Annotated in this window: 25 protein-coding genes and 1 tRNA gene; 7 read left to right on the forward strand and 19 right to left on the reverse strand. The window is 61.0% G+C overall.

Annotated features, from left to right (window positions below; genetic code table 11):
* Nucleotides 1–9: 9 nt before the first annotated feature.
* From HMPREF1287_RS06040 to clpS, 6 genes are all read right to left on the reverse strand, one after another.
* Nucleotides 10–771, reverse strand: a complete 762-nt coding sequence (locus HMPREF1287_RS06040) for an MBL fold metallo-hydrolase (RefSeq protein WP_023016977.1) — start codon at nt 769–771, stop codon at nt 10–12.
* 75 nt (nt 772–846) lie between these two features.
* Nucleotides 847–1,626, reverse strand: a complete 780-nt coding sequence (gene murI, locus HMPREF1287_RS06045; protein WP_023016976.1) for a glutamate racemase — start codon at nt 1,624–1,626, stop codon at nt 847–849.
* Entirely contained in the window at nt 1,626–2,258 is a 633-nt protein-coding gene (locus HMPREF1287_RS06050; RefSeq protein ID WP_034654209.1) for a rhomboid family intramembrane serine protease, read from the reverse strand. The genes murI and HMPREF1287_RS06050 overlap by 1 nt, the downstream gene beginning before the upstream one ends.
* Nucleotides 2,259–2,271: 13 nt before the next feature.
* Nucleotides 2,272–3,186, reverse strand: coding sequence for a P1 family peptidase (locus HMPREF1287_RS06055; protein WP_023016974.1), 915 nt, complete (start codon nt 3,184–3,186; stop codon nt 2,272–2,274).
* Nucleotides 3,186–3,722 carry a DUF2017 domain-containing protein gene (locus tag HMPREF1287_RS06060; RefSeq protein ID WP_023016973.1) on the reverse strand — a complete coding sequence of 179 codons (537 nt, stop codon included), beginning with the start codon at nt 3,720–3,722 and terminating at the stop codon, nt 3,186–3,188. The genes HMPREF1287_RS06055 and HMPREF1287_RS06060 overlap by 1 nt, the downstream gene beginning before the upstream one ends.
* Before the next feature lie 4 nt (nt 3,723–3,726).
* Nucleotides 3,727–4,053 (reverse strand): ATP-dependent Clp protease adapter ClpS, encoded by a 327-nt coding sequence (gene clpS / locus HMPREF1287_RS06065; RefSeq protein WP_005277757.1) that lies wholly within the window; start codon nt 4,051–4,053, stop codon nt 3,727–3,729.
* Nucleotides 4,054–4,170: 117 nt separating this feature from the next.
* On the opposite strand from clpS, the gene HMPREF1287_RS06070 reads away from it, so the two are divergent.
* A complete protein-coding gene (locus tag HMPREF1287_RS06070) occupies nt 4,171–5,499 on the forward strand; it encodes a nicotinate phosphoribosyltransferase (protein ID WP_023016972.1) in 1,329 nt (442 codons plus the stop codon).
* Between the two features lie 18 nt (nt 5,500–5,517).
* Nucleotides 5,518–7,482, forward strand: a complete 1,965-nt coding sequence (locus HMPREF1287_RS06075; protein WP_023016971.1) for an ATP-dependent DNA helicase — start codon at nt 5,518–5,520, stop codon at nt 7,480–7,482.
* On the opposite strand, the gene HMPREF1287_RS06080 is transcribed toward HMPREF1287_RS06075, so the two are convergent.
* The 4 genes from HMPREF1287_RS06080 to nrdF form a co-directional block, all read right to left on the reverse strand.
* Complete coding sequence (locus HMPREF1287_RS06080; RefSeq protein WP_023016970.1) at nt 7,448–8,170, reverse strand: peptidyl-tRNA hydrolase; 723 nt, start codon at nt 8,168–8,170, stop codon at nt 7,448–7,450. The two genes, HMPREF1287_RS06075 and HMPREF1287_RS06080, sit on opposite strands and share 35 nt — an antisense overlap.
* Complete coding sequence (gene serB, locus HMPREF1287_RS06085) at nt 8,163–9,269, reverse strand: phosphoserine phosphatase SerB (protein ID WP_023016969.1); 1,107 nt, start codon at nt 9,267–9,269, stop codon at nt 8,163–8,165. Before serB ends, HMPREF1287_RS06080 begins: the two co-directional genes overlap by 8 nt.
* 81 nt (nt 9,270–9,350) lie before the next feature.
* A complete protein-coding gene (gene ctaD / locus HMPREF1287_RS06090; RefSeq protein WP_005277744.1) occupies nt 9,351–11,045 on the reverse strand; it encodes a cytochrome c oxidase subunit I in 1,695 nt (564 codons plus the stop codon).
* A 322-nt stretch (nt 11,046–11,367) separates the two neighbouring features.
* Entirely contained in the window at nt 11,368–12,357 is a 990-nt protein-coding gene (gene nrdF / locus HMPREF1287_RS06095) for a class 1b ribonucleoside-diphosphate reductase subunit beta (RefSeq protein ID WP_023016968.1), read from the reverse strand.
* Between the two features lie 130 nt (nt 12,358–12,487).
* On the opposite strand from nrdF, the gene HMPREF1287_RS06100 reads away from it, so the two are divergent.
* Nucleotides 12,488–13,174: a FadR/GntR family transcriptional regulator gene (locus HMPREF1287_RS06100; RefSeq protein ID WP_023016967.1), complete on the forward strand. Its 687-nt coding sequence runs from the start codon at nt 12,488–12,490 to the stop codon at nt 13,172–13,174.
* Here HMPREF1287_RS06100 and nrdE read toward each other — a convergent pair.
* From nrdE to HMPREF1287_RS06125, 5 genes are all read right to left on the reverse strand, one after another.
* A complete protein-coding gene (nrdE, locus tag HMPREF1287_RS06105; RefSeq protein ID WP_023016966.1) occupies nt 13,171–15,333 on the reverse strand; it encodes a class 1b ribonucleoside-diphosphate reductase subunit alpha in 2,163 nt (720 codons plus the stop codon). The two genes, HMPREF1287_RS06100 and nrdE, sit on opposite strands and share 4 nt — an antisense overlap.
* A 54-nt stretch (nt 15,334–15,387) precedes the next feature.
* Nucleotides 15,388–15,819 (reverse strand): class Ib ribonucleoside-diphosphate reductase assembly flavoprotein NrdI, encoded by a 432-nt coding sequence (gene nrdI / locus HMPREF1287_RS06110; RefSeq protein ID WP_005277734.1) that lies wholly within the window; start codon nt 15,817–15,819, stop codon nt 15,388–15,390.
* Nucleotides 15,820–15,843: 24 nt separating this feature from the next.
* Nucleotides 15,844–16,083, reverse strand: a complete 240-nt coding sequence (gene nrdH, locus HMPREF1287_RS06115) for a glutaredoxin-like protein NrdH (RefSeq protein WP_005284554.1) — start codon at nt 16,081–16,083, stop codon at nt 15,844–15,846.
* Nucleotides 16,084–16,452: 369 nt separating this feature from the next.
* Nucleotides 16,453–16,575 carry a type B 50S ribosomal protein L36 gene (gene ykgO, locus HMPREF1287_RS06120; RefSeq protein WP_003847162.1) on the reverse strand — a complete coding sequence of 41 codons (123 nt, stop codon included), beginning with the start codon at nt 16,573–16,575 and terminating at the stop codon, nt 16,453–16,455.
* Nucleotides 16,576–16,702: 127 nt separating this feature from the next.
* Nucleotides 16,703–18,052: a sugar porter family MFS transporter gene (locus HMPREF1287_RS06125; RefSeq protein ID WP_023016965.1), complete on the reverse strand. Its 1,350-nt coding sequence runs from the start codon at nt 18,050–18,052 to the stop codon at nt 16,703–16,705.
* A gap of 27 nt (nt 18,053–18,079) precedes the next feature.
* Here HMPREF1287_RS06125 and nadE point away from each other — a divergent pair, with 27 nt between their 5' ends.
* Entirely contained in the window at nt 18,080–18,901 is an 822-nt protein-coding gene (gene nadE, locus HMPREF1287_RS06130; RefSeq protein ID WP_023016964.1) for an ammonia-dependent NAD(+) synthetase, read from the forward strand.
* Here the strand turns inward: nadE and HMPREF1287_RS06135 are convergent.
* Entirely contained in the window at nt 18,898–19,635 is a 738-nt protein-coding gene (locus tag HMPREF1287_RS06135) for a fructosamine kinase family protein (RefSeq protein WP_023016963.1), read from the reverse strand. The genes nadE and HMPREF1287_RS06135 overlap by 4 nt on opposite strands.
* A 114-nt stretch (nt 19,636–19,749) precedes the next feature.
* Here HMPREF1287_RS06135 and HMPREF1287_RS06140 point away from each other — a divergent pair, with 114 nt between their 5' ends.
* A complete protein-coding gene (locus HMPREF1287_RS06140) occupies nt 19,750–20,547 on the forward strand; it encodes a GDSL-type esterase/lipase family protein (RefSeq protein WP_023016962.1) in 798 nt (265 codons plus the stop codon).
* A gap of 49 nt (nt 20,548–20,596) precedes the next feature.
* On the opposite strand, the gene HMPREF1287_RS06145 is transcribed toward HMPREF1287_RS06140, so the two are convergent.
* The 3 genes from HMPREF1287_RS06145 to HMPREF1287_RS06155 all read right to left on the reverse strand — a co-directional run bounded on the left by HMPREF1287_RS06145 (nt 20,597) and on the right by HMPREF1287_RS06155 (nt 21,971).
* Nucleotides 20,597–20,669: transfer RNA gene (locus HMPREF1287_RS06145), tRNA-Ala, on the reverse strand.
* 76 nt (nt 20,670–20,745) lie between these two features.
* On the reverse strand, nt 20,746–21,471 hold the full coding sequence (locus HMPREF1287_RS06150; protein ID WP_023016961.1) for a thioredoxin domain-containing protein: 726 nt from the start codon (nt 21,469–21,471) through the stop codon (nt 20,746–20,748).
* Nucleotides 21,472–21,524: 53 nt separating this feature from the next.
* Nucleotides 21,525–21,971, reverse strand: a complete 447-nt coding sequence (locus tag HMPREF1287_RS06155) for a MauE/DoxX family redox-associated membrane protein (RefSeq protein ID WP_023023739.1) — start codon at nt 21,969–21,971, stop codon at nt 21,525–21,527.
* 85 nt (nt 21,972–22,056) lie between these two features.
* Here HMPREF1287_RS06155 and HMPREF1287_RS06160 point away from each other — a divergent pair, with 85 nt between their 5' ends.
* The gene (locus HMPREF1287_RS06160; protein WP_034654214.1) at nt 22,057–22,359 is read left to right on the forward strand and encodes a fluoride efflux transporter family protein; all 303 of its coding nucleotides are present in this window, start codon (nt 22,057–22,059) and stop codon (nt 22,357–22,359) included.
* Nucleotides 22,356–22,715, forward strand: coding sequence for a CrcB family protein (locus HMPREF1287_RS06165; RefSeq protein ID WP_023016958.1), 360 nt, complete (start codon nt 22,356–22,358; stop codon nt 22,713–22,715). Before HMPREF1287_RS06160 ends, HMPREF1287_RS06165 begins: the two co-directional genes overlap by 4 nt.
* The last annotated feature ends 51 nt before the right edge of the window (nt 22,716–22,766 follow it).

The raw sequence follows: 22,766 nt of genomic DNA on the forward strand, positions 1-22,766 counted from the left end.
CAGCGTAACTTAGAACTGCATGCCCGCAGTACCCAGCACGATTTCGCCGTCGAATTCCTCTCGTGCCGCCGCCACGGTGGCCTCAGCATCGCCCCAGGGCTGGATGTGGATTAGTACCAGCGTGCCAACGCCCGCTTCCCGCGCCGCGCGCCCCGCTTCCGCGCCCGACATGTGCATGCCGGGTGCCATGCCCTCGGAGGAAGCACCCCAGGTGGCCTCGCAGAGGAAGAGATCGGCGCCCCGGGCGGCATCGACAAGCGCGGGCGTATAAGACGTATCGCCGGAATAGGTAATGGTCTTGCCGGTCTTGGCGTGCTCGATGCGCAGCGCATAGGCCTCAACCGGGTGATTGACGGGGAAGGGGGTGATAAAGACGTCATCGACAAGCTGGCGCTCCCCCGCCACCCACGGGCTAAACGCCAAGGTATCGGACATATCGTCGATCCCATTTACCTCGTCAGAGGACAGGCGGCCTAGGTGCGTCGGCGTGGCGGAGGGGCCGAAGCAGAAGTTACGCGAGGCCGCCGGGGCGGTGGGATGGAAGCGGCGCCACACCATGAGGGAGGGAAAATCCGCGCAGTGATCCGCGTGCAGGTGGCTAAAGGCCACGTGAGCATCGCACGGATCCTGCAGTTGAGCTAGCTGGCCCAGCGTGCCCGAGCCCATATCCAGGATGATGGACGGTGCATTGTCGAAGGACACGACATAGCCGGAGGCAGGATTGTCTGCGGTGGGTACGCTACCGGAGCAGCCTAGGATGGTCAGCTTCATGGAACCAATAGTTCCATGAATCCGGCCCAAATGCTGGTACCGCGCGCAAAAAGGGGGGAAGGAATTTCAGCTTCCTTAGCCGATCTGCGGGCCCAAAAAGCGCGTGGCCAGCTGGGCGAAGACCTCTGGATCACCGGTGGATTCGAAGGAATGGACCGGCTGGTTGCCCTCGGGGGCGAGCATGTCCGTTTCCGTGAGCAGGCGCATGACGTCCTTGGTGGTTTCCTCTGAGGAGGTCACCAGGGACACGTTTTCGCCCATGGCGAGCTGGATGATGCCGGTAAGCAGCGGGTAGTGCGTGCATCCCAGGACCAAGGTGTCCACGCCCTGGGCCTGCAGGGGCGCAAGGTAGCCCTCGGCGACGCCGAGGATCTGGCGGCCCGCGGTAATCCCGCGCTCGACAAAGGGAACGAAGTCCGGGCAGGCCGCGGCTACCACCTCGACATTGGGGTTGACCGCGAACAGGTCCTGGTACGCGCCGGATTTGATGGTGCCCTCAGTGCCGATGACGCCGATCTTGCCATTGCGCGTGGTGGACATGGCGCGGCGCACGGCCGGGCGGATGACCTCCAGGATGGGGATATCATAGCGCTCGCGGGCATCGTGCAGGAAGGCCGCGGTGGCGGTATTGCAGGCGATGACCAGCATCTTGCAGCCGCGTTCTACCAGCTCATCGGCGATATCCTGGGAAAAGGCCCGCACCTGCGAGATGGGCCGCGGGCCGTAGGGGCCGTGGGCGGTATCACCCTTATAGATAACGGATTCTTGCGGCAGCTGCTCCATTACCGCGCGGGCCACGGTCAGCCCGCCGACGCCCGAGTCAAAGATGCCGATGGGAGACGACGCGTTGGGCATTATTTCCTCCCTGCCTTTGCGGGGTTATCGGAAGTGATGAACATGCCGGCCGCTACACCGCCCAGGGCGCCGAAGAGGTGGCCTTGCCAGCTAATGCCCTCGGCAACGGGCAGCACGCCCCAAATCAGCCCGGAATAGGAAAAGCCCAGGATGATGCCCAAAATGATCTGCAGCAGGGAGCGATTGAAGATGCCGCGCACCACGAGGTAGGCCAGCCAACCATAGACCAGCCCGGACGCGCCGATATGCGAGGTACCGGCCCCGCCCAAGAACCACGTTCCAAGGCCCGCTACCACGGTGGTGATCAAGGTGACCTCCCACCACACCCGGCGCCCGGACAAGCCGATGAGGAAGCAAAACAGGGCACCCGGCAACGAGTTGGACATCAAGTGCTCCAGGCTGCCGTGCAAGAGCGGCGCCGTGATGATGCCCCACAGGCCATCCACGTCGAGCGGGCGGATGCCGTAGTTAGACAGCCCGCCGCCGAAGACGACGGCGTTAATCAAGTGGACCGACCACTCCACCGCGAGGAAGCCCAATGCCAGGGATAGGCCGGTGCTGATGCGGCCGCGGCCGCGGTTGGTCGTGTTAGTCGGCGCCGGCTGATTTCGCGAAGTTCCACCCATAGTCATAATGGGCAATATCTTAGCCGAGCAAGTCGCGATACGCGCGAAGCCCCAGGCCAGGGCGTGCGGCGGTGACCGCGGTGACGATGGCCTCCTCCACTACGTCGGCCGCCGCGGCGCACAGCTGGACCATATCCACCTCGGCGGGTTCCTGCGCTGTGGACAGGGCGAAAATGGTATCTCCGTCCAGCGGCGAATGCGCGGGGCGAACGGCGCGCGCAATCCCGTCGTGGGCCGTCATGGCGAGGCGTTGGGCTTGGGCGGTGGTGACGGGGGCATCGGTAAGCACGGCCCCAATCGTCGTATTCAGCTTCGCCGCGGGGTGCGGCAGCTCGCGGTAGGCGTCCGCGTTGACCGGCGTGCGGCCCGGCGCGCCGTAGAGGTGGCCGGAGCGCGGGTCGATGACCTCGCCCACGGGATTGGCCACCATCGCGGCGCTGACCTCGTAGTTTCCCACCTTGCGGGTGGCCAGGCCGAAGCCGCCGCGCAGCTTGCCCGCCGTGGCGCCGACGCCCGCGCCGACAGTGCCCACCGTCTCGTCGTGGCCGGCCATGGCCGCCCGCAGCGCCGCCGCCCCATCCTCCGGTCCCGGGCGGGAGGGGCCGACCAGCAGATCGAAAATCACCGCCGCCGGCACGATGGGCACACGTGGGCCGGGCTTGTCCTCGCCAAAGACGGGGAAACCCACCCCGTGGGCTTCCAATTCGCGCATGACGCCGTCAGCGGCCGCCAAGCCGAAGGCGGACCCGCCCGCGAGCACGATGGCGTGGACGCGCTCAACGGTATTGTGCGGTTGCAAGAGATCGGTCTCGCGCGTACCGGGCCCGCCGCCGCGCACATCCACGCTGGCTAGCGCGCCCTTCGGGCCGCAGTAGAGCACGGTGGCGCCGGTATCTTCGCCGGAAAAATGGCCAATGCTAATTCCGTCGATCATTAATCCATCAACACTTCCAGCAGGGAGTCCTGGCAATAGGCCAGCCATTCCACCAAGGTATCGCGGTCCGTCATGAGGTTTTCGTCGGTCACGTCCCCGGCCGCGACGTATAAGCGCAGGTCATTGAGGCCGGCCACGAAGGCTTGGGCTTCCTGCTCCGAAATGGAGACCTCTACCCCGCCGGTGGGGCCGAGCGCATTGCCGATGACCTGCAGGTTCTGCAGCTTCGCCCGTGCGATGTCATTTTCGTGCAGCGAGCGCAAGAGGGAGGCATCGCCGTCGTATTCCTCATCGCCGGGCTTTTGGAAGTCCGGGAACAGCCGCGCCAGGGAAGGATCTTCTGGAGCCTCGGTATGGCCGGTGGGCATGTCCAGCATTTCCGCGAGCTCGTCTTTCGGCGCGGACTGGGCGCGGCCGATGATCGCCTCAGAGACGGTGGCGGTGAGGTTGCCGATGACCTCGCGCTCCATGGGCTCGAATACCGCCGTGATTTTGGGCCCGCGCATCAGCGATTTCTTCTTTTTCCACGGTTGCATCTATCTACCCTGCCTGTTGCATCGTCGCCCACAGACCCGCGATCTGGAGCTTTTTCACGTCCGCCTCAACCTTGTCCTTTTCGCCGCTGGACACGGCGGCCTTGCCTTCCGTGTGGACCTGCATCATCAGCTCGTTGGCCCGCTTTTTGTCGTACCCCAAAACGGTTTGGAATACGTAGGACACGTAGCTCATCAAATTGACGGGATCGTCCCATACGATGCACATCCACGGCAGATTCTCGCTCGCGGCCACATCAACTTCGATTCCTTCATCCAAGTCGGGCGTGGCCATGGGAGAGCTCATACGGACTTCGGGGTGTTGCGGCTTCATGCCTTATAGCCTAATCATTTTTCGCTGGCATTTTGGGCATTGGGTCTCCCCGCAGCTCACCAGGGTGGTGGCCCGGGTATGCTGAAAGCTTCTTAACCTGTGAGTAGTATCAGGCTCATGAATGACATAGCACGCTCTATCGATCGCTCCACCGCTTTGCTCACGGATAAATACGAGCTCACCATGCTGCAGGCTGCGCTTCGCGATGGCACCGCCCACCGCAACGTGACCTGCGAGGTCTTTTCCCGCCGCCTGCCCAATGAGCGTCGCTACGGCGTCGTCGCCGGCACCGACCGCGTGTTGCGCGCGGTAGAGGACTTCCGCTTCTCCCCCGAGCAGCTGGAACAGATGGATTTCCTGGATGAAGATACCCGACAGTACCTGCGCGACTGGCGCTTTTCCGGGCAGATCGACGGCTACCGCGAGGGCGAGCTGTATTTTCCCAACTCACCCATCTTGACCGTGCGCGGCACCTTTGGCGAGTGCGTGGTGCTAGAAACCATCGTGCTGTCCATCTTGAATGCCGATTCCGCCGTCGCCTCTGCCGCATCCCGCATGGTCACTGCCGCCGATGGCCGCCCCATTCTGGAGATGGGCAGCCGCCGCACCCACGAGTACGCGGCCGTAACCGCCGCCCGCGCCGCCTACCTCGCCGGGTTTACCGCCACCTCCAACCTGGAGGCAGGCTTCCGCTATGGCATCCCAGTATCTGGCACCGCCGCCCACGCCTGGACCTTGGCGCACACGAACCCGGATGGCACGAGCAATGAGGAGGCGGCCTTCCGCGCGCAAATCGATACCCTGGGCATCGATACCACCCTGCTGGTGGATACCTATGACATCACCAAGGGCGTCGAGACCGCCGTCAAGGTCGGCGGGCCGGAGCTTGGCGGGGTGCGCATCGATTCCGGTGACTTGGGTGCGGTGACCCGGCGCGTGCGCAAGCAGCTCGATGAGCTGGGCAATCACAATACCAATATCGTTGTTTCCTCCGATTTGGACGAGTTCGCCATTGCGGGTCTGCGCGGCGATCCCGTCGATGTCTACGGCGTGGGTACCTCCGTGGTCACCGGCTCTGGTGCCCCAACCGCGGGCATGGTCTACAAGGTCGTCGAGGTTGACGGCGTGCCGGTGGCCAAGCGCTCGTCGTCCAAGCAATCGGTGGGCGGGGCAAAGCGCGCGCTGCGCACCTACCGGTCTTCCGGCGTGGCGGTAGAAGAGGTCGTGTACCCCTTCGCCGCGCAGGCGCCGGATACGGGCCAGCTCACCACCCGCGAGTTGACCATCCCCTTGATGCGCGATGGGCACATCGTGGAGGATCTGCCCGATTTGGAGGCCTCCCGCACCTACTTGAATGAGGCCCGCAAGACCCTGCCGTGGGAGGGACTGGCGCTCTCGCGCGACGATGCCGCTGTGCCCACGCGAATGGTGGGCTTTAAGGACTAGGTCGCTAGACTGTGTGGGGTGAGTGACCCCGCAGATGAGCCCCTAAACCACGACACGGAAACGCTGCTAGGCGCGGCGGTGGATGCGCTCGGCGGCTCCCGCCGCGAGGGCCAGGTTCGCATGGCCAACGCGGTATCCAAGGCCTTGGAATCCGAGCGCCACCTCGCCGTCCAGGCGGGCACGGGTACGGGTAAATCCCTGGCCTACCTGGTTCCGGCCATCCGGCATGCGATGAACTCGGCTTCCACCGTCGTCGTCTCCACCGCCACGCTGGCCCTGCAGCGCCAATTGGTGGAGCGTGACCTCCCGCGGCTGGCGGAGGCGCTAGCCAATGTCATGGAGCGCACCCCCACCTTCGCCATCATGAAGGGCCGCAATAATTACGTATGCCTGAATAAGATCGCGGCCACCCCGGATGATCCGGAGGCTCTTATCGATGAGTCCGATATCTCCTACCGCGGCAAGGCCGTGCGCCGCATCCACGACTGGGCGCAGGAGACCGAAACCGGTGACCGGGACGATTTAGACTTCGGCGTGCCGGATTTGGTGTGGCGGGCGGTATCGGTGACCTCGAATGAGTGCTTGGGGGCTGGGCGCTGCCCGCACGGTGCGGATTGCTTCGCCGAAGAGGCCCGCCGGGCGGCTGCCGATGTCGATATCATCGTCACCAACCACGCCATGCTCGCCATCGACGCCATCTCTGAGGCCAATATCCTGCCCGAGCACGATGTGGCGATCATCGATGAGGCCCACGAGCTCGATGGGCGCATTACCTCCGTGTCCACGGCGGAGATTACTTCCCGCGCCATTAAGATGGCGGCGAACCGGGCAAAGTCACTGGGCAATGCCGGCAACCTGGCGGAGTTGGCGGATGAATTCGATGATCTGCTGCGCGTGCAGGAGCCCGGCAGGTGGACGGATTTGGATGAGACGTCGCAGGCACATTTGCGCGCGCTTGCCGACGAGTTCCTGCGCGTCAAATCCCTCATCTCCCGCGCCCCAGAAGGCGAGGCCAACGATGACCCAGAAAAGAATGCCGAGCGCCAAAACTTAAGCAATCACCTCACGGACCTGGCCGAGGCGATCGGGAGGATCTTGGAGGTCTTCGCCACCGATGATCCTGCCGCGCAGGACGATGTCGTGTGGTTGGAGGGTACCGATACACTCGCCGTCGCGCCGCTGTCTATCGCGCATATGCTGCGCGAGAACCTATTTGGGGAGCAAACGGTCGTGCTCACCTCGGCCACGCTGGCCCTAGGCAGGCGATTCGACGCTATGGCGGCACAATGGGGCCTGCCTTCCGGCACGTATGACACGCTCGATGCGGGAACGCCCTTTGACCCGGCGAAATCCGGCATCTTATATACCGCCAAACACCTCCCGGCACCGGGGCGCGATGGCCTGTCCGCCGAAACCCTGGAGGAAATATACGAGCTCATCATGGCCGCCGGCGGGCGCACGCTGGGGCTATTCTCCTCGCGCCGGGCGGCGGAAGAAGCCGCGGAGGCGCTCGCGCCGCGGTTGCCGTTTGACCTCTATGTGCAGGGGGAAGATGCCATCGGCACGCTGGTGGACAAGTTCTCCACGAAGGAAAACTCCTGCCTGTTTGGCACTTTAACCCTCTGGCAGGGCGTGGACGTGCCGGGGCCGTCGTGTTCGCTGGTCCTCATTGACCGCATCCCCTTTCCGCGGCCCGATAACCCGCTGCTGCAGGCCCGATCCCAGGCAGCCGATGCCGCCGGCCGCTCCGGGTTCATGGAGGTCTCCGCCAATCACGCGGCCCTCCTCATGGCGCAGGGATCCGGGCGGCTCTTGCGCCACGTAACGGACCGCGGGGTCGTCGCCGTGTTGGATAACCGGCTGGAATACAAGCGCTACGGCGCATTCCTCAAGGCGTCCATGCCGCGGTTCTGGCAAACCACGAACCCAGAGACGGTGCGCGGGGCGCTTAAGCGATTGGTCGCCGCAGCGCACACACGGTAGCCGAGTCCGGGGCGATCTCGGTAAACCCAGCGTCGATGATGACCACCGCGTCCTCCTGCGCGCAGGCGGTGCGAAATACCTCCGCGTCCACCTCGCGGACGGAAAGCGGGAAACCTTCTGCTGCCCAGGCGGCGGCTTCCTCTTGGCTCATGGCGGCGGCGAGCATCATCGAGCCATGGCCCACTTGGGCGGCGGCCTTGCCCGCGGTCATGGCGAGGCTGCGGTCGACGTAGATAATGGGGGCATCGGCAAGCGGAGGCCCTGGCTCGTCCATCGCGAGATCCGTATGACCAATCTGTAGCTTGCTGATTAGCGGGTCCACCTCCCCCACCGCCGAGGGTGCAAAAGCACGCGCGCGGTCATCGACGGTCACGCCAGGCAGTAGCTGCACATCGCGCCACGCCTTATTGCGCGCGCGGCGGGCGATCTTGCGGATGCGGTGGCCGTACCACTGCGCGAGCGCCGCGGCGAAGGCACCGTCCTCACCGGCGCGGTCATCCAGACAGGTGGCCACCACGGCGCGAGCGGCCGCGGCGAGCACCTCGCTGCGCGCCGGCGGATCCTGCTTGGGCAGGTGGAGCGCGATCTGCATCGCTTGCACGGTGGACGGATCCGCGGGGTCCTCGTGAGAATCCCGGGCGGCGCAGGCGGCAACGAGGCGTTGGTGCGCTATTTCGAATTTAGACATTGGCAATCCCCAGCATCGGTAGGACGGCGTCGAGGCGGCGCGGGGTGATGCAGGCATCAGCGGCCTCGCGCAGCGCAGGCTTCGCGTCAAAGGCAATACCCAGCCCGGCAGCGGTGACCATGGCGATGTCATTGGCGCCATCGCCCACAGCAACGGTAGACTCCATGCCGATTCCGGAATCGGCGGCGAATTCGCGCAAGAATTCCTCCTTGGCCTGGCGGTCGACCACCTGCCCAATCACCTTGCCGGTCAGCTTCCCATCGCGGATTTCGAAGGTATTAGCCCGCACGTAGTCGAGCTGAAGGTCTGTGGCCAGGCCCTCGAGTACCTGAATAAAGCCGCCCGAGACCACGGCGGTGCGGTGGCCCAAACGGTGGAGGGTTCCGATCGCTTCCCTAGCACCGGGCGTGAGCTCGATATCGCGGGCGACCTCATCGATGATGGAGGCATCTAGGCCCTCCAGCACCGCGACGCGCTCGCGCAGGGACTCCTCGAAGTCCAATTCGCCACGCATGGCGCGCTCGGTCACCGCGGCCACCTCTGCTTCCTTGCCCGCGTGGGCGGCGAGCATCTCGATAACCTCGCCTTCAATCAGCGTCGAATCGCAGTCGAAGCACACCAAGCGCTTGCCGCGATTGGCCAAGCTCTCGAGGGAGAAATCAATGCCGCGGTCCTTACCCACCTCCCTCAGCGCCCGCCGCGCCGAGTCCGCGTCTTCGAGCGACACAGTAAGTTCCACCGCGGAAAGGGAATCCAATGCTATCCGGCGCATGCGAAACGTCTCCCCTTTCACGGTCTCCTGCACCGCGCTAATGTCCTCGGCGGTAATCTCCGCGCCGATGATCGCGACGGCATAGCTTGGCGCAACGGACACCTCGTGTCCGAAGGGCGCCATGGCCTCGCGCACTCGTTCTTCTAGGGCAGCGTTACCGCACTGCGCGGTGAGGGCGAGGTGATTGGAGGGGGTGGCGAGGTGGACATCGGCAAGCGGGGCAGAGAAATCAGCCAACGCGGTAAAGAAAGCGGCGGCCGCCCCAGGCTCGTCCGGTCCGAAGCTAGTAATGGTCGTGGTTTCAGCTTGAATATTCACACCGGCCATTATCCCACAAACGCCAAAGCCGCCCTCCCTACCTCTGAGAGGCTGGGGAAGGCGGCTGTAGTCAGGAGTTAAAGTGCGGGCTTAGTGCTTGCCCACGTGAGCTTCCTCGCGCATGCGCTCAACCATGTGCGGGTAGTGCAGCTCGAATGCCGGACGCTCAGAGCGGATACGTGGCAGGGAGGTGAAGTTGTGGCCCGGAGGCGGGCAGGAGGTTGCCCACTCCAGGGAGTTACCGTAGCCCCATGGGTCATCCACGGTAACGACCTCACCGTAGCGCCAGGACTTGAAGACGTTCCAGACCAGCGGGATAACGGAAGCGCCGAGGACGAAGGAGAAGATGGTGGAAATCTGGTTGAAGACCGTGAAGCCATCAGACTCGAGGTAGTCGGCGTAGCGACGCGGCATACCCATGTTGCCGACCCAGTGCTGAATCAGGAAGGTGCCGTGGAAGCCGATGAAGGTCAACCAGAAGTGAATCTTGCCCAGGCGCTCGTCCAGCATGCGGCCGGTCATCTTCGGGAACCAGAAGTACAGGCCACCGAATGCGGAGAACACAACCGTACCGAACAGGGTGTAGTGGAAGTGCGCAATCAGGAAGTAGGACTCAGCCAAGTGGAAGTCCAGCGCCGGAGCGGCGAGCATGACACCGGTCATACCGCCGAAGAGGAAGGTAGCCATGAAGCCCATGGCCCAAATCATCGGGGTATCCCAGGTGATGTGGCCCTTCCACATGGTGCCGACCCAGTTGAAGAACTTCACACCGGTAGGCACTGCAATCAGGAACGTCATGAACGAGAAGAACGGCAGCAGGATGGCGCCGGTGACGAACAGGTGGTGTGCCCAGACGGCCATGGACAGCGAGCCGATGGCCAGGATGGCGAAGACCAAGCCGATGTAACCGAAGACCGGCTTGCGGGAGAAGACCGGGACGATCTCGGAGACAACGCCGAAGAACGGCAGCGCGAGGACGTAGACCTCAGGGTGGCCGAAGAACCAGAACAGGTGCTGCCACAGGATGGCACCGCCGTTAGCGGAATCGTAGATGTGGCCGCCCAGCTTGCGGTCATACAGCACGCCCAAGGCGGCTGCGGTCAGCAGCGGGAAGATCATCAGCACGATGGCGGAAGCGGTGAAGATACCCCAGCAGAAGACCGGCATGCGGAACATGGTCATGCCCGGTGCGCGCAGGGTCAGGATGGTGGTGATCATGTTGATGGCGGAGGCAATGGTACCGACACCGGTAGCACCCACACCGACGATCCACATATCGGCGCCGATACCGGGGGTATGTACGCCATCGGCAAGCGGCATGTACATGGTCCAGCCGAAGTCAGCCGCACCACCAGGGGTGATAAAGCCCAGCAGCATGACGACACCGCCGAGCAGGGTAACCCAGAAACCAAAGGCGTTCAGACGCGGGAAGGCCACGTCCGGCGCGCCGATCTGGAGAGGCAGGATGTAGTTACCAAAGCCCCAGACAACTGGCGTAGCAAACAGCAGCAGCATCACAGTGCCGTGCATGGTGAACAGCTGGTTGAACTGCTCATTGGACAGGAACTGCAGACCCGGGGTGAAAAGCTCCGCACGGATCAGCAATGCCATAAAGCCACCGAGGAAGAAGAAGCTGAAGGCCATGATCAAGTACATGATGCCCAGCTGCTTGTGGTCGGTGGTGGTTAAAAATACCCAAGCCTTTGAACCGGTCTTTTCCCTACCGGTTGGCTCTGGACGTGTGGGAGCGACGTAATCGTCGACCCGTGGCGCCACAGCGGTCATAGAATCCTCCTGAATAACAAAGTGTCAGCGGACTGGGTCCACCTACACCTAGGTTTACCTCGATTATATTAGGACATTTTCCCCTGTTCTTGCCAGCTTCCCTTAAAGGTCTGCCAGCTTGGGGGTATTCCCTCAATAACCACAACCGTCACATAGCCCCTGCACGTGGGGCGGGCATCATTTAAGGCCTACGTTCTCTCACCCAGGTTGTGGTGTCGCATGTCACAGCGTGCGCCAGATACGCAGGTCAAAAACCGAAAAACGCACCCCCGCTCGTTATCAACCTTTCGGTTGAGGTTAAAGCGAGGGTGCGCGGGAAAGGTTAGAAGTCCCAGTCGTCATCCGTGGTGTCCTCGGCCTTGCCGATGACATAGGACGAACCCGAACCGGAGAAGAAGTCATGGTTCTCATCGGCATTGGGCGAAAGAGAAGACAAGATGGCCGGCGAGACGCGGGTCTCATCGGCCGGGAAGAGGCCCTCAAAGCCCAAGTTATTCAGGGCCTTATTGGCGTTGTAGCGCAGGAAGCGCTTGACGTCTTCGGTCCAGCCCAGCTCGTCGTAGAGATCCTCGGTGTAGTCGATCTCGTTGTCATAGAGCTCGAAGGCCAGGTCGAAGGTGTAGTCCTTCAATTCTTCCTGGCGCTTTTCATCCAGCTTCTTGTATTCCTGCTGGAATTTATAGCCAATGTAGTAGCCGTGCACGGCCTCATCGCGGATGATCAGCCGGATGATATCGGCGGTATTGGTCAGCTTCGCGCGGGAAGAGAAGTACATCGGCAGATAGAAGCCGGAGTAGAACAAGAAGGACTCCAGCAGCGTGGAGGCCACCTTCTTCTTCAACGGATCATCGCCGTTGTAGTAGGACAAGATGATCTTCGCCTTCTTCTGCAGGTTCTCGTTCTCCTCGGACCAGCGGAAGGCGTCATTGATCATCGGCGTGGAGGCCAAGGTCATAAAGATATTGGAATAGGACTTGGCGTGCACCGACTCCATGAAGGCAATATTGGTATATACCGCTTCCTCGTGCAGGGTCTGCGAATCCGGCAGCAGGGAGATCGCGCCCACCGTGCCCTGGATGGTATCCAGCAGCGTCAGGCCGGTGAAGACCCGCATGGTGGTTTCTTTTTCTTTTTCCGTCAGCGTCTTCCAGCTGGGGAGGTCATTAGAGACTGGGACCTTTTCCGGGAGCCAGAAATTACCGGTCAACCGCTCCCATACCTCGAGGTCTTTGTCATCGGGGATGGTATTCCAGTTGATAGCTTTTACCGGGCTGTCATGACTAGCAACGTAGTCATCGTATTCGTGCGACACGCGATGTCACTCCAATGCTTCACTGTGTAGAATTTCGAGTCCCAGCATACCCAATGCCGCCCCGCCTCAGCCCGCCGCACCGCGCCTATATTAAAAGCGCAGTGCACAGCCAGGAAAGGACGCCCTCACCATGGCAGAAACCACTCCCCTTTTAGGCCCTGTAGTAGACCAACTGGGCACGGATATAGTCAGCGGAGACATGGCGGAAGGCACGCGGTTTCGCCTTGGGGACATCGAAAAGCGTTTTGGCATCTCCCGCACCGTGGCGCGCGAGGCCATGCGCACCCTCGAGCATCTAGGGATGGTTTCCTCTGGGCGCCGGGTGGGCCTCAAGGTGCTGCCGCGCGGTAGCTGGGCGGTCTATGATCCCGCCGTTATTTCGTGGCGGCTGGGCCACGATAGAACGCGCGTGGAACAGGTCGCGCGCCTCAACGAGCTGCGCCTTGGCATCGAACCGGTGGCGGCGCAGCTTGCCGCGCGCAATGCCAGCCCACAGCAGCGCCGCGAATTGCTGCGGCTAGCAGGAAGGCTCAGCGAGCTCGAGACCACCCCTTCCCCACGGGTGGGCGAAGAACTCGAAACCGACCTGCAATTCCATACCCTCATCCTGGAGGCCTCCGGCAATGAGATGATCGCCGCGCTGGCGCCAGCCTTGCTGGCCATCTTGAAGGGCAAGTCCGTCTTTGGTTCCCGCAAGCGGGATCCGATTCGCGGCACGACGCAGCTACATATGGATTTAGCGCGGGAGATTGACGCGGGCGAAGCCGAAGCCGCCGAGCGTACCTCCCGCGCTATCCTGGACCGCGCCCGCGCTTAGAGCATGCAGGAAACGCAGCCCTCGATCTCGGTGCCTTCCAGGGCCATCTGGCGCACGCGGATGTAGTACAAGGTCTTAATGCCCTTGCGCCAAGCGTAAATCTGCGCCTTATTCACATCGCGGGTGGTGGCGGTGTCCTTAAAGAACAGCGTCAGCGATAACCCCTGGTCCACGTACTTGGTGGCCTCAGCGTAGGTATCAACGATCTTCTCGTAGCCAATCTCGTACGAGTCCTTGAAGTACTCCAAGTTGTCGTTATCCATATGCGCTGCCGGGTAGTACACGCGGCCGATCTTGCCCTCCTTGCGGATTTCAATCTTGGAGGCGATCGGGTGGATGGACGAGGTGGAATTGTTGATATAGGAAATCGAGCCCGTCGGCGGCACCGCCTGCAGGTTGCGGTTGTAGAGGCCGTGCTTGGCGACGTCCTCCTTCAGCTCCGCCCAGTCCTCTGCGGTGGGGGTGTAGATGGAGGAGGCATCGAAAAGAGCCTTGACCTTTTCCGTGCGCGGCTGGAACTCCGCCGGATCGTAGGAGTCGAAGAACTCGCCGCTGGCGTAGTCGGATTCGGGGAACTCGGTAAAGGTCGTGCCGCGCTCGCGGGCGATCTTATTGGAGGCGCGCAGGGCGGCGTACATGATGGCCGCGAAGTAGGCGTTGGTGAAGTCCAAGCCCTCCTCGGAGCCGTACTCGATGTGCTCGCGGCCCAAGTAGCCGTGCAGGTTCATCTGGCCCAGGCCGATGGCGTGCGAGTCATCGTTGCCCTTGCGCACGGATGGAACGGAATCGATGGAGGTCTTATCCGCCACCGAGGTCAGCCCGCGAATCGCGGTCTCCACCGTTTGGGAGAAGTCCGGCGAGTCCATGGTCATGGCGATATTCAGCGAACCCAGGTTGCAGGAAATATCGTTGCCCACCTGGTCATAAGAAAGATCCGCATTGAGCTCGGAAGCGGAGTTGACCTGCAAAATCTCCGAGCACAGGTTGGACATATTAATGCGGGAGGTCTTGACCGGATTGGCGCGGTTTACCGTATCTTCATACATGATGTACGGGTAGCCGGACTCGAACTGCAGTTCTGCCACGGTTTGGAAGAAGTGGCGCGCGTTGATCTTCTTCTTCCGGATGCGCGGGTCCTCGACCATTTCTTCGTAGTGCTCGGTAACGGAGATATCGCCGAAGGCCTTGCCGTAGACGCGCTCGACGTCGTACGGCGAGAACAGGTACATATCGTCGTTGTTCTTGGCTAGCTCGAAGGTGATATCCGGGATCACCACGCCCAAGGACAGGGTCTTAATGCGGATCTTTTCATCCGCGTTCTCGCGCTTGGTGTCGAGGAAGTTCATGATGTCCGGGTGGTGGGCGTTGAGGTAGACCGCGCCCGCGCCCTGGCGCGCACCGAGCTGGTTGGCGTAGGAGAATGCATCCTCCAGCATCTTCATCACTGGGATGACGCCGGAAGACTGGTTCTCGATGTGCTTGATCGGCGCGCCGGATTCGCGGATATTGGACAGCAGCAGGGCCACGCCGCCGCCGCGCTTGGACAGCTGCAGCGCGGAGTTGATGGAACGGCCGATGGATTCCATATTGTCTTCGATGCGGAGCAGGAAGCAGGAAACCAATTCGCCGCGCTGCTGCTTGCCGGCATTTAGGAAGGTCGGCGTGGCGGGCTGGAAGCGGCCAGTCATGATTTCATCGACGAGATGCTCTGCTAGTTCGGCATCGCCATCGCCAAGGAAAAGCGCGGTCATGGAAACCCGGTCCTCGAAGCGCTCCAAGTACCGGCGGCCGTCGAAGGTCTTCAGCGTGTAGCTGGTGTAGTACTTATAGGCGCCAAGGAAGGACTTGAAGCGGAACTTATAAGAGTAGGCGCGCTTGAATAGGGACTTGATGAACTCGAAGTCATAAGCCTCAATGACCGCTGGGTCATAGTACTTATTGCGCACCAGGTAATCGATCTTTTCTTCCAAGTCGTGGAAGTAGACCGTGTTCTGATTAACGTGCTGCAAGAAGAACTGATTGGCGGCCTCGCGGTCCTTATCAAATTGAATCTTGCCGTCTCCGTCGTAGAGATTCAGCATGGCGTTGAGCGCGTGGTAATCCAGCTGCTCTTCCTGCGATACTGGCTCTGCTACGGTCTTTCCCAATTGCGTACTCACAGCTGACGCGGCCTTTCTTAAAATCAGGATTCTATTAGGTGTGTCGCACCGCGGCTAGGCTGCCTCATCCAGTCCCAACTGGGAAGCATTAGCCAGCAGGCCTTCGCGACAAATTTTTATATCTTCATCGTTTCCGAGCAACTCGAAACGATATACATAGGGCACCTTACATTTGGCGCTGATGACGTCACCAGCCTTGCCAAAATCGGCGCCGAAGTTGCTATTTCCTCCGGCGATAACCGCCCGAATAAAACTGCGGTTGTGCTCATTATTAAGGAATCTAATTACCTGCACCGGTACGGGCCGGGAGTTTTGGTGGCTAATGGAGGCTCCCCCGCCGTAGGTGGGGCACACCAAGACGAAAGGCTCGTTGACCACTAGCGGCTCATCGGTGCGGCGCAAAGGGATTCGCGCGCTAGGAAAACCTAGCTTCTGCACGAACCGGTGCGTATTTTCCGTAGTAGAGGAAAAATACACGACCAACATGACGGCACCTCCCTCCTCGGCTACTTACGCAGAGGCGGCTAGCGCGGCAAGGTTCTTGATGCGGTCAGGGCGGAAGCCGGACCAGTGCTCGCCGTTGGCTTCCACGACGGGTGCCTGGACGTAGCCCAAAGCCATAATGTAGTCACGGGCTTCATCGTCCACGGTGACATCTACCACGTTGTAATCCAGACCCGCGCGATCAAGGGCCTTCTTGGTGGCGTTGCACTGAACGCAAGCGGGCTTGGTGTAGACGGTGATAGACATAATAACTCCCTAAAATCCTTTTGCGAGATAGCTTTTGCTCGTAGAAAGCGGAGGTTCTGACCCCTTTTCGGGCCACTTCCTGCACCGCTCTGAGCGACACCAACGACACTATACTTTGGGGGGATTGACCGCAACTAACACAACATATAGTAGTTACACCCATGATATTCCCAGGAGGGCCAGGGGCGAGACCCCACATGTTGACCACCCCGGCACCCAACCGTGAAACTACACGCCTGACATTCCTGCGGGTTTACCTTCTATTCACCTAAACATGTGGCAAAGTTCACATTCCGGCGTCGAGGCGTAGAAACGAAAAATCCGCCCCGCTCCGAACGCTCGGAGGAGGCGGACTTCCTTAAGTTTCAATTAGCCCTGACGAGCCTTGAAACGGGGATCCTTCTTGTTGATCACGAAGACCTTACCGTGGCGGCGAATAACCTGGGCGCCCGGCTTCTTCTTCAGCGACCGAAGGGACTTACGGACCTTCATCGGGCGCTCCTTTCGTTATGCGCAATCTACATGCGGTTGAGTAAATAAAGCACGGACTGGGAATCCCCAGCCATGACACGAGGAATAATTTTACCTCACGCGGCCATTAAGACCAAAACACTAGGGCTTAATGGGGTGCGGATTCCCGCGAGTAGCGGGATTTCATCTCCTCGCCTACCTCATCCAGGCTACGTCCCATGGTCTCTGGTACCAAAATGCGGGTGTAGCCGATGGCGATGAGCCCCAGCACGCCGAAGACGCCAAAGGCCACCGGGCCGGTGAGCCACTCCACCAGCGGCAGGAAGTACTGGGCCACGGCCCAGTTGGTGGCCCACAGCGAGAGCCCAGCGATGCCCATGCCGAGGCCACGCACCTGCAGGGGTACGAGCTCAGAGATAAGCAACCAGGTCGTCGGCGAGACCGCTGCTTGCTGGAAGGCAATGAACGAGGCCATAAAGACCAGCGAGACCATCGCCATCGTGGTGGAATCGGCGGCGTGCGAGTACGCCACGGACAAGATGAAGAGCGAAATCACGTTGCCGGTCAGGCCGATAAGCAGCAGGCGCTTGCGGCCGATGCGGTCGACCACCTTGAGGCCCACCCAGCAGGCGATGACGGAGACCACACCAATGACAATCGAGGTATAGACCGAGTTGGTGGTAGAAATCCCCACCTGGCTCATCATGGTGGGCGCGAAGTAGACGATGGCATTAACGCCGGTAATCTGCTGGGTCAGGCCCATCAGCATGGCGAGCAATACCGTCACCTGCATCCAGCGATTGGCCTTCAGTGCCTTCCACTCGGAGCCGCTGGAACGGCGCGCCGTTTCTTGGGAGGTAAGCTCTGCCAGATCCATCCCGGCGCGGCCTGCAACCTCACGGGCCCGCGACATCTTGTCGTGCGTGGCCAGCCAGACTGGGGTCTCTGGCAAGAAGAGCATGCCCACGGCGAGGGCCGCGCCCGGTACGGCCGCAAGCCCCAGCATCCATTCCCAGCTTTCCGTGGGCGCGAGGGCAGAATTTACAAGGTAGGCCAAGAGCTGGCCTACCACGATCAGCAGGGTATTCAGGGAGACCATGCGCCCGCGAATCTTGGCCGGCACCATCTCTGAGATATACATGGGCGAGACAATGGATACCGCACCAACGGCAAAGCCCAGGAAGGTACGGGCCGTGGCCAGCATGGTCACCGATCCAGCCAGCGCGCACCAGATGGAGCCCAAAACGAAAATGATGCCGCCGGCAATCAGCGTAAAGCGGCGGCCAAACCGGTCCGCGATGCGGCCTGCGGTCAGGGCACCCACCGCGGCACCCACCAGCAGCATGGAGGTCACCCAGCCCTCTTGGTGGGCGGTCATATTAAATTCCGGGGTGATATACAGCAAAGCACCGGACATCACGCCGGTGTCGTATCCAAATAATAAACCGCCAAGGGCGGCAATTCCTGCAACTACCTTGACATAACTTTCTTTATTCACAGCACGCAATTGTGTCAGGAGACTACGATGAACGTCATGTCACCCGATGCCGAAAACTTGCAACAATCCATCATAAAACAGCTGGATGTACGCCCCTTTATCGATCCAGAAGAGGAAATTGCCCGTCGCGTGGATTTCCTCGTGGAATACTTGAAAATGACCCATGCCAAAGGCTACGTGCTAGGCATTTCCGGCGGCCAGGATTCCACCTTGGCGGGAAAACTCACCCAGCTAGCGGTAGAGCGGGTAGAAAGCGCCGAATTTTGGGCCGTGCGCCTGCCCCACGGCACGCAGGCGGATGAGGATGATGCCCAAATCGCCCTCGATTTCATCCAGCCCGATCACCGGCTCACCGTTGATATTCAACCGGCCACCGCGGCGCTAAGCCACGAGGTCGCCCGTGCGGTAGGCCAAGATTCCTTGAACGATTTCAACCGCGGCAATGCCAAGGCGCGCCTGCGCATGACCGCGCAATATGCCATCGCCGGCGAGGTGGGCGCGCTCGTTGTGGGCACGGACCACGCCGCCGAAAACGTCACCGCGTTCTACACCAAGTGGGGCGATGGCGCGGCAGACCTACTCCCTCTGGCCGGGCTGAATAAGCGCCAAGGCGCGGCTTTGCTCAAGCACCTGGGCGCGCCGGAGTCCACCTGGTCCAAGGTCCCTACCGCGGATTTGGAAGACGATAAGCCGCAGCTTCCCGATGAAGAGGCGCTCGGCGTTACCTACGCCCACATCGATGACTACTTAGAGGGCAAGGCGGTTCCCGATGCCGCCCGCGAGCGCATCGAGACCCTGTGGCACCGCGGCATCCACAAGCGCCAAATGCCCCAGGGGCCAACCGCCTAGGCCAGCGCCTCCAGCGTGGCAAGAGCCGCGCGCTCCAGCGGCCGGTTATACGCCGAGCCGTGGGTCAGCGCGTGCACGGCCAGCGGGTGCAGTTGGTGCATGGGAATCCAGGTTTCAATATCTTTCGGCGCCCCATAGCCGCGGAAGATTTCTTCTATATAGGGCGCGCCGAATAGCGCCAGCATGCCCAAGTCAGTGTGCGGGTGCCCGCCGTGGGCGGCGGGATCGATCATGATGCCACCCTGGGCATCGAAAAGCAGGTTGCCCGCCCACAGGTCACCGTGGATGCGCGCGGGCGCCACGTCCCAGCTGCGGGCGGCAATGGCATCGCAGGCCCGCTTGACCAGGTCCCGCTGCGCGGTGCTGATTCCGGCCGGCTCCGCAAAGGGCAGCACGCGCTGCTGGGTATAAAATTCACCCCAGTTATCGGTGGGCGTGCACTCCTGTTCAATGGTGCCGATGAAGTTTTTGCCTTCCCATCCCTCCGGCGCGCTGCCAAAAGCCGCGGCCCCGGCGCGGTGCATGCGCGCGAGCTCCGCACCAAACTTCCGCGCGGCCTCTGGGGTGGGCGCTACCTCGTCAATGCGCTTGGTTACGATTTCCTTCCCGTCCGCGCGCACGACGGTGACTACCGCATCCGTGGCTTCCGCCAGCCACCGCAATCCGGCGGCTTCGGCGCCTGCTTGATCTTCATCGCGTACTCGCTTCGAGAAAGTCTGCATACCCGCCAGCATAACGATTTTCGCTACTCCATTTTTGCTTGTCCCAGAAAACCTTTAGGATCATCGTGGCCTTAATCATCCCCTATCAGTGTGGTTTCCGTCCCTGCGGAAGCCTTGAGGTACACCATGAAAAACTTCAGTAAACTTGCCGCGATTGCCGCTTGCACTGCCGCACTCGTGGGAGGCAGCACCGTCGCTACCGCGGCCGTGCCTGGCAATACGGTCCTGACTGGCGATAGCGTCGTCGCCAACCCTAATTTCCTTGATTACGCGCAAAACCGCGCCGGTATAAAAGCAAACACCAAGGTCGGTTGCATTACCGATAACTCCATCGCCAACGAAATGACGCGGGTATCCGGTGCGCATGTGGATCAATACCAGTGCGCCGGCGCATCCTTTGGCACCGGCGGCCAGCACATCGATGACACCCTGCGCACGGCCGCCCGCAACGGGGATCTCAACCCCGAGACTAGGAATGTTGTCATCCACGCCGGCGCAAATGACACTTACCCGCACAAGGACAATATCGCGGCTTCCGAGCACTTCCTGCGCACCGGCATGCGCAGCGCCATCGATGTCGCCCACCACTTTGCGCCGAATGCGAAGGTAACCATCGTGGGATACCCGCGGGTCTCCAATAACAACTCCGCGTGCCTGACCTCTGCCACCATCCCGATTCCGGCTAGCAGGGTTGCTTCTACCGAAGAGCGCCTGCAAAACACCCTGCGCGAGGTAGCCGAGCAGAACGGCGCTTCCTTCTTGGACGCTCACCCGATTTCCACGGGCCACGATAACTGCTCTCCTGACCGCTGGTGGGTCAACCTAGTAGACCCGCTGCCACCGGCACCAGGTAACCTGCCGCTGCACCTCAACGCCAACGGCACCCACGCGCTGGGCGAACTCATCGGCCACTCGCTGAAGTAAGGAAAAAGAGTCTCGAGAAGCTATCTAGCCTCTCGAGACTCTTAATTTGTGGAGCTAACGGGATTCGAACCCGTGACCCCCACACTGCCAGTGTGGTGCGCTACCAGCTGCGCCATAGCCCCATATACGAGGTGCAACCCTGTGGGCCGCAACTCGTATGAATATACATGGCAAGTATTTAACTCACCAAATCGCCTGCTACTTGGTGGCGACGTCTACCCAGTCATTCAAAGACTGACCAGAATCTTTATCCGGAATATCCTTGCCGTTTTGGACAACGCGCGGCGAGGAAACGGAACCGGTTTCCTTATTCAGCTTGTCGTAGTTGGCCTTTGCCATCTTATTACCTTGCTTGATATCCACGTTCTTGATGGAATCAACCACGTCATCCTCGGCGCCAAGTTCCTTTGCTTGGTCAGCGATGTCCTCGATGCCCCACTGGGGGACAACGCTCTGCTGGTTTTGCATCATGTAGTCACGCAAATTCCAGTAGGTCTTCACATCGCCGGACTTTGCCAATTCTGATATGGCTGCGGCGGCCTTAGTTGAGTAACCATCCTGGTTTTCAACATCCTTACCGTCCAAGAAGTTCAGCGTACGCACGTGGACGACCAGCTTGCCATCCTCAATTGCCTGCTTCATCTCCTCATCGGTGCTTTTCGCCAGGTCCGCGCAGTGGGGGCAGGAGAAGTCTTCGTACAGGTCTACCTCTGGAGTATCGTCATCGGCCGCATCGGACTTCAGGGTAATCGCGTTGTCCTTATAGTCCATGGACATGTTGACGTCTTGCACCTCGATTTCATTGGCCTGCTTGCCATTCCACACGATGTAGCCAATGACCACGGCGATAATGACGAGTAGGACGCCGACGCCCCAGATGAAACCATTGCCAGACTTGGCATTCGGGTCACTTACTTTGCTCATTTAAACCTTGCCTGTTGATACTTTCGGACTCTTGCAACCTACTGTGCCCACCGCTACGGGTGGAGCGCAAATTTCGTGAACGGGCGTTTGATGGTCCATGCGGTAAGGGCGAGGAAGGCGGCATCGCGAAGCAGCGTCAGCCCATAGTTCATGCCCGGCTCCGCAGTAGCGTCACCAGCACCAAAGCACCCGCAATCGATATCCAGCCCACGCAGCCATGCCTGCAGGATGCCGACCATGAAAAGCACCATGACCACGGCCGCTACCTTGGAAGACTCGCGAAGGAAAATCCCCAGCAAGAGCAGCATTCCACCCACTAGCTCCAGCGGCCCAATGAGCTGGGCCAGATACCCAGACCATTCCGGCGTGAAAATCTCATAGGCCTTGATGGATTGCATGGTATCCAGCGGGTGCGCCATCTTTTCTACACCGGCGATGATCCACACCACGGCCATGCCAAAGCGGGCGATAAAGCTCACCACATCAAACGCGTTATTCACGCCGATTAGTTTAGCGTTTAACCTCCCCTTTTCGGATACAAACCCCTGTGCTTTTCCTGAGACTTCGCCCACTATGATGTACCCCATGCCGCACTCCCTCATCGTCGGTTCCGGTGCCGCACTCGGCGCCGGTGCCCGCTACCTCTTAACCATCGCTCTCGGCGGCGGAATGCTCCCGCTCCTCATCCTTAATATCGTCGGCAGCGCGCTGATGGGATATACCCGCCCCGGCCCCTTCTGGGGAACCGGATTCTTGGGTGGGTTTACCAGCTTCGCCAGCTTTGCTTTCTTCACCGCGGAGTCCCACTGGAGCATCGCCCTGGCCTATGTCGCGGCCACGCTCGTGGGCTGCACCGCCGCCTACCTTGCTGGGGATAAGCTGCGATGAACCTGCTCTTCGTCCTTATCGGCGGCTTTTTCGGCGGCGCGGCGCGCTACGGCTTTACCCGCCTGCTGCCCTCGCCGTATTGCACCTTCGCATCCAATATCCTGGGTTCCTTGGTCTTCGGCCTGGCGGTGGGCTTTGCGCAGCTTGCCGATGCCCCCTTCGCCCATCCCCTCTTCGCCCTCGGCCTCGCCGGTGGCCTGTCCACCTGGTCCACCATGGCAAAAGAGCTAGGAGAAATGGTCAAGCAGCGGCACTGGTGGCCGCTGTGCAAATATCTATTCTGGACCATCGGGATCGGCGTGGTCCTCGCCTGGCGCGGAGTAATGTGGGCCGGCCTTATCTATCACGGGATTTAGGTAGGCAACTCCCAGCTTTCTGCTAAACACATTTCCCCAGCACAGGCCTAC

Source organism: Corynebacterium sp. KPL1986, assembly GCF_000477975.1.
Classification (GTDB): domain Bacteria; phylum Actinomycetota; class Actinomycetes; order Mycobacteriales; family Mycobacteriaceae; genus Corynebacterium; species Corynebacterium accolens.

What these genes read in the sequence shown, in the direction of transcription:
- HMPREF1287_RS06040 (WP_023016977.1), bottom strand. Translation starts at nt 771, where the DNA reads ATGAAGCTGACCATCCTAGGCTGCTCCGGTAGCGTACCCACCGCAGAC.
- murI (WP_023016976.1), bottom strand. Translation starts at nt 1,626, where the DNA reads ATGCCCAACGCGTCGTCTCCCATCGGCATCTTTGACTCGGGCGTCGGC.
- HMPREF1287_RS06050 (WP_034654209.1), bottom strand. Translation starts at nt 2,258, where the DNA reads ATGACTATGGGTGGAACTTCGCGAAATCAGCCGGCGCCGACTAACACG.
- HMPREF1287_RS06055 (WP_023016974.1), bottom strand. Translation starts at nt 3,186, where the DNA reads ATGATCGACGGAATTAGCATTGGCCATTTTTCCGGCGAAGATACCGGC.
- HMPREF1287_RS06060 (WP_023016973.1), bottom strand. Translation starts at nt 3,722, where the DNA reads ATGCAACCGTGGAAAAAGAAGAAATCGCTGATGCGCGGGCCCAAAATC.
- clpS (WP_005277757.1), bottom strand. Translation starts at nt 4,053, where the DNA reads ATGAAGCCGCAACACCCCGAAGTCCGTATGAGCTCTCCCATGGCCACG.
- HMPREF1287_RS06070 (WP_023016972.1), top strand. Translation starts at nt 4,171, where the DNA reads ATGAATGACATAGCACGCTCTATCGATCGCTCCACCGCTTTGCTCACG.
- HMPREF1287_RS06080 (WP_023016970.1), bottom strand. Translation starts at nt 8,170, where the DNA reads ATGTCTAAATTCGAAATAGCGCACCAACGCCTCGTTGCCGCCTGCGCC.
- serB (WP_023016969.1), bottom strand. Translation starts at nt 9,269, where the DNA reads ATGGCCGGTGTGAATATTCAAGCTGAAACCACGACCATTACTAGCTTC.
- ctaD (WP_005277744.1), bottom strand. Translation starts at nt 11,045, where the DNA reads ATGACCGCTGTGGCGCCACGGGTCGACGATTACGTCGCTCCCACACGT.
- HMPREF1287_RS06100 (WP_023016967.1), top strand. Translation starts at nt 12,488, where the DNA reads ATGGCAGAAACCACTCCCCTTTTAGGCCCTGTAGTAGACCAACTGGGC.
- nrdI (WP_005277734.1), bottom strand. Translation starts at nt 15,819, where the DNA reads ATGTTGGTCGTGTATTTTTCCTCTACTACGGAAAATACGCACCGGTTC.
- nrdH (WP_005284554.1), bottom strand. Translation starts at nt 16,083, where the DNA reads ATGTCTATCACCGTCTACACCAAGCCCGCTTGCGTTCAGTGCAACGCC.
- ykgO (WP_003847162.1), bottom strand. Translation starts at nt 16,575, where the DNA reads ATGAAGGTCCGTAAGTCCCTTCGGTCGCTGAAGAAGAAGCCGGGCGCC.
- nadE (WP_023016964.1), top strand. Translation starts at nt 18,080, where the DNA reads ATGAACGTCATGTCACCCGATGCCGAAAACTTGCAACAATCCATCATA.
- HMPREF1287_RS06135 (WP_023016963.1), bottom strand. Translation starts at nt 19,635, where the DNA reads ATGCTGGCGGGTATGCAGACTTTCTCGAAGCGAGTACGCGATGAAGAT.
- HMPREF1287_RS06140 (WP_023016962.1), top strand. Translation starts at nt 19,750, where the DNA reads ATGAAAAACTTCAGTAAACTTGCCGCGATTGCCGCTTGCACTGCCGCA.
- HMPREF1287_RS06150 (WP_023016961.1), bottom strand. Translation starts at nt 21,471, where the DNA reads ATGAGCAAAGTAAGTGACCCGAATGCCAAGTCTGGCAATGGTTTCATC.
- HMPREF1287_RS06160 (WP_034654214.1), top strand. Translation starts at nt 22,057, where the DNA reads ATGCCGCACTCCCTCATCGTCGGTTCCGGTGCCGCACTCGGCGCCGGT.
- HMPREF1287_RS06165 (WP_023016958.1), top strand. Translation starts at nt 22,356, where the DNA reads ATGAACCTGCTCTTCGTCCTTATCGGCGGCTTTTTCGGCGGCGCGGCG.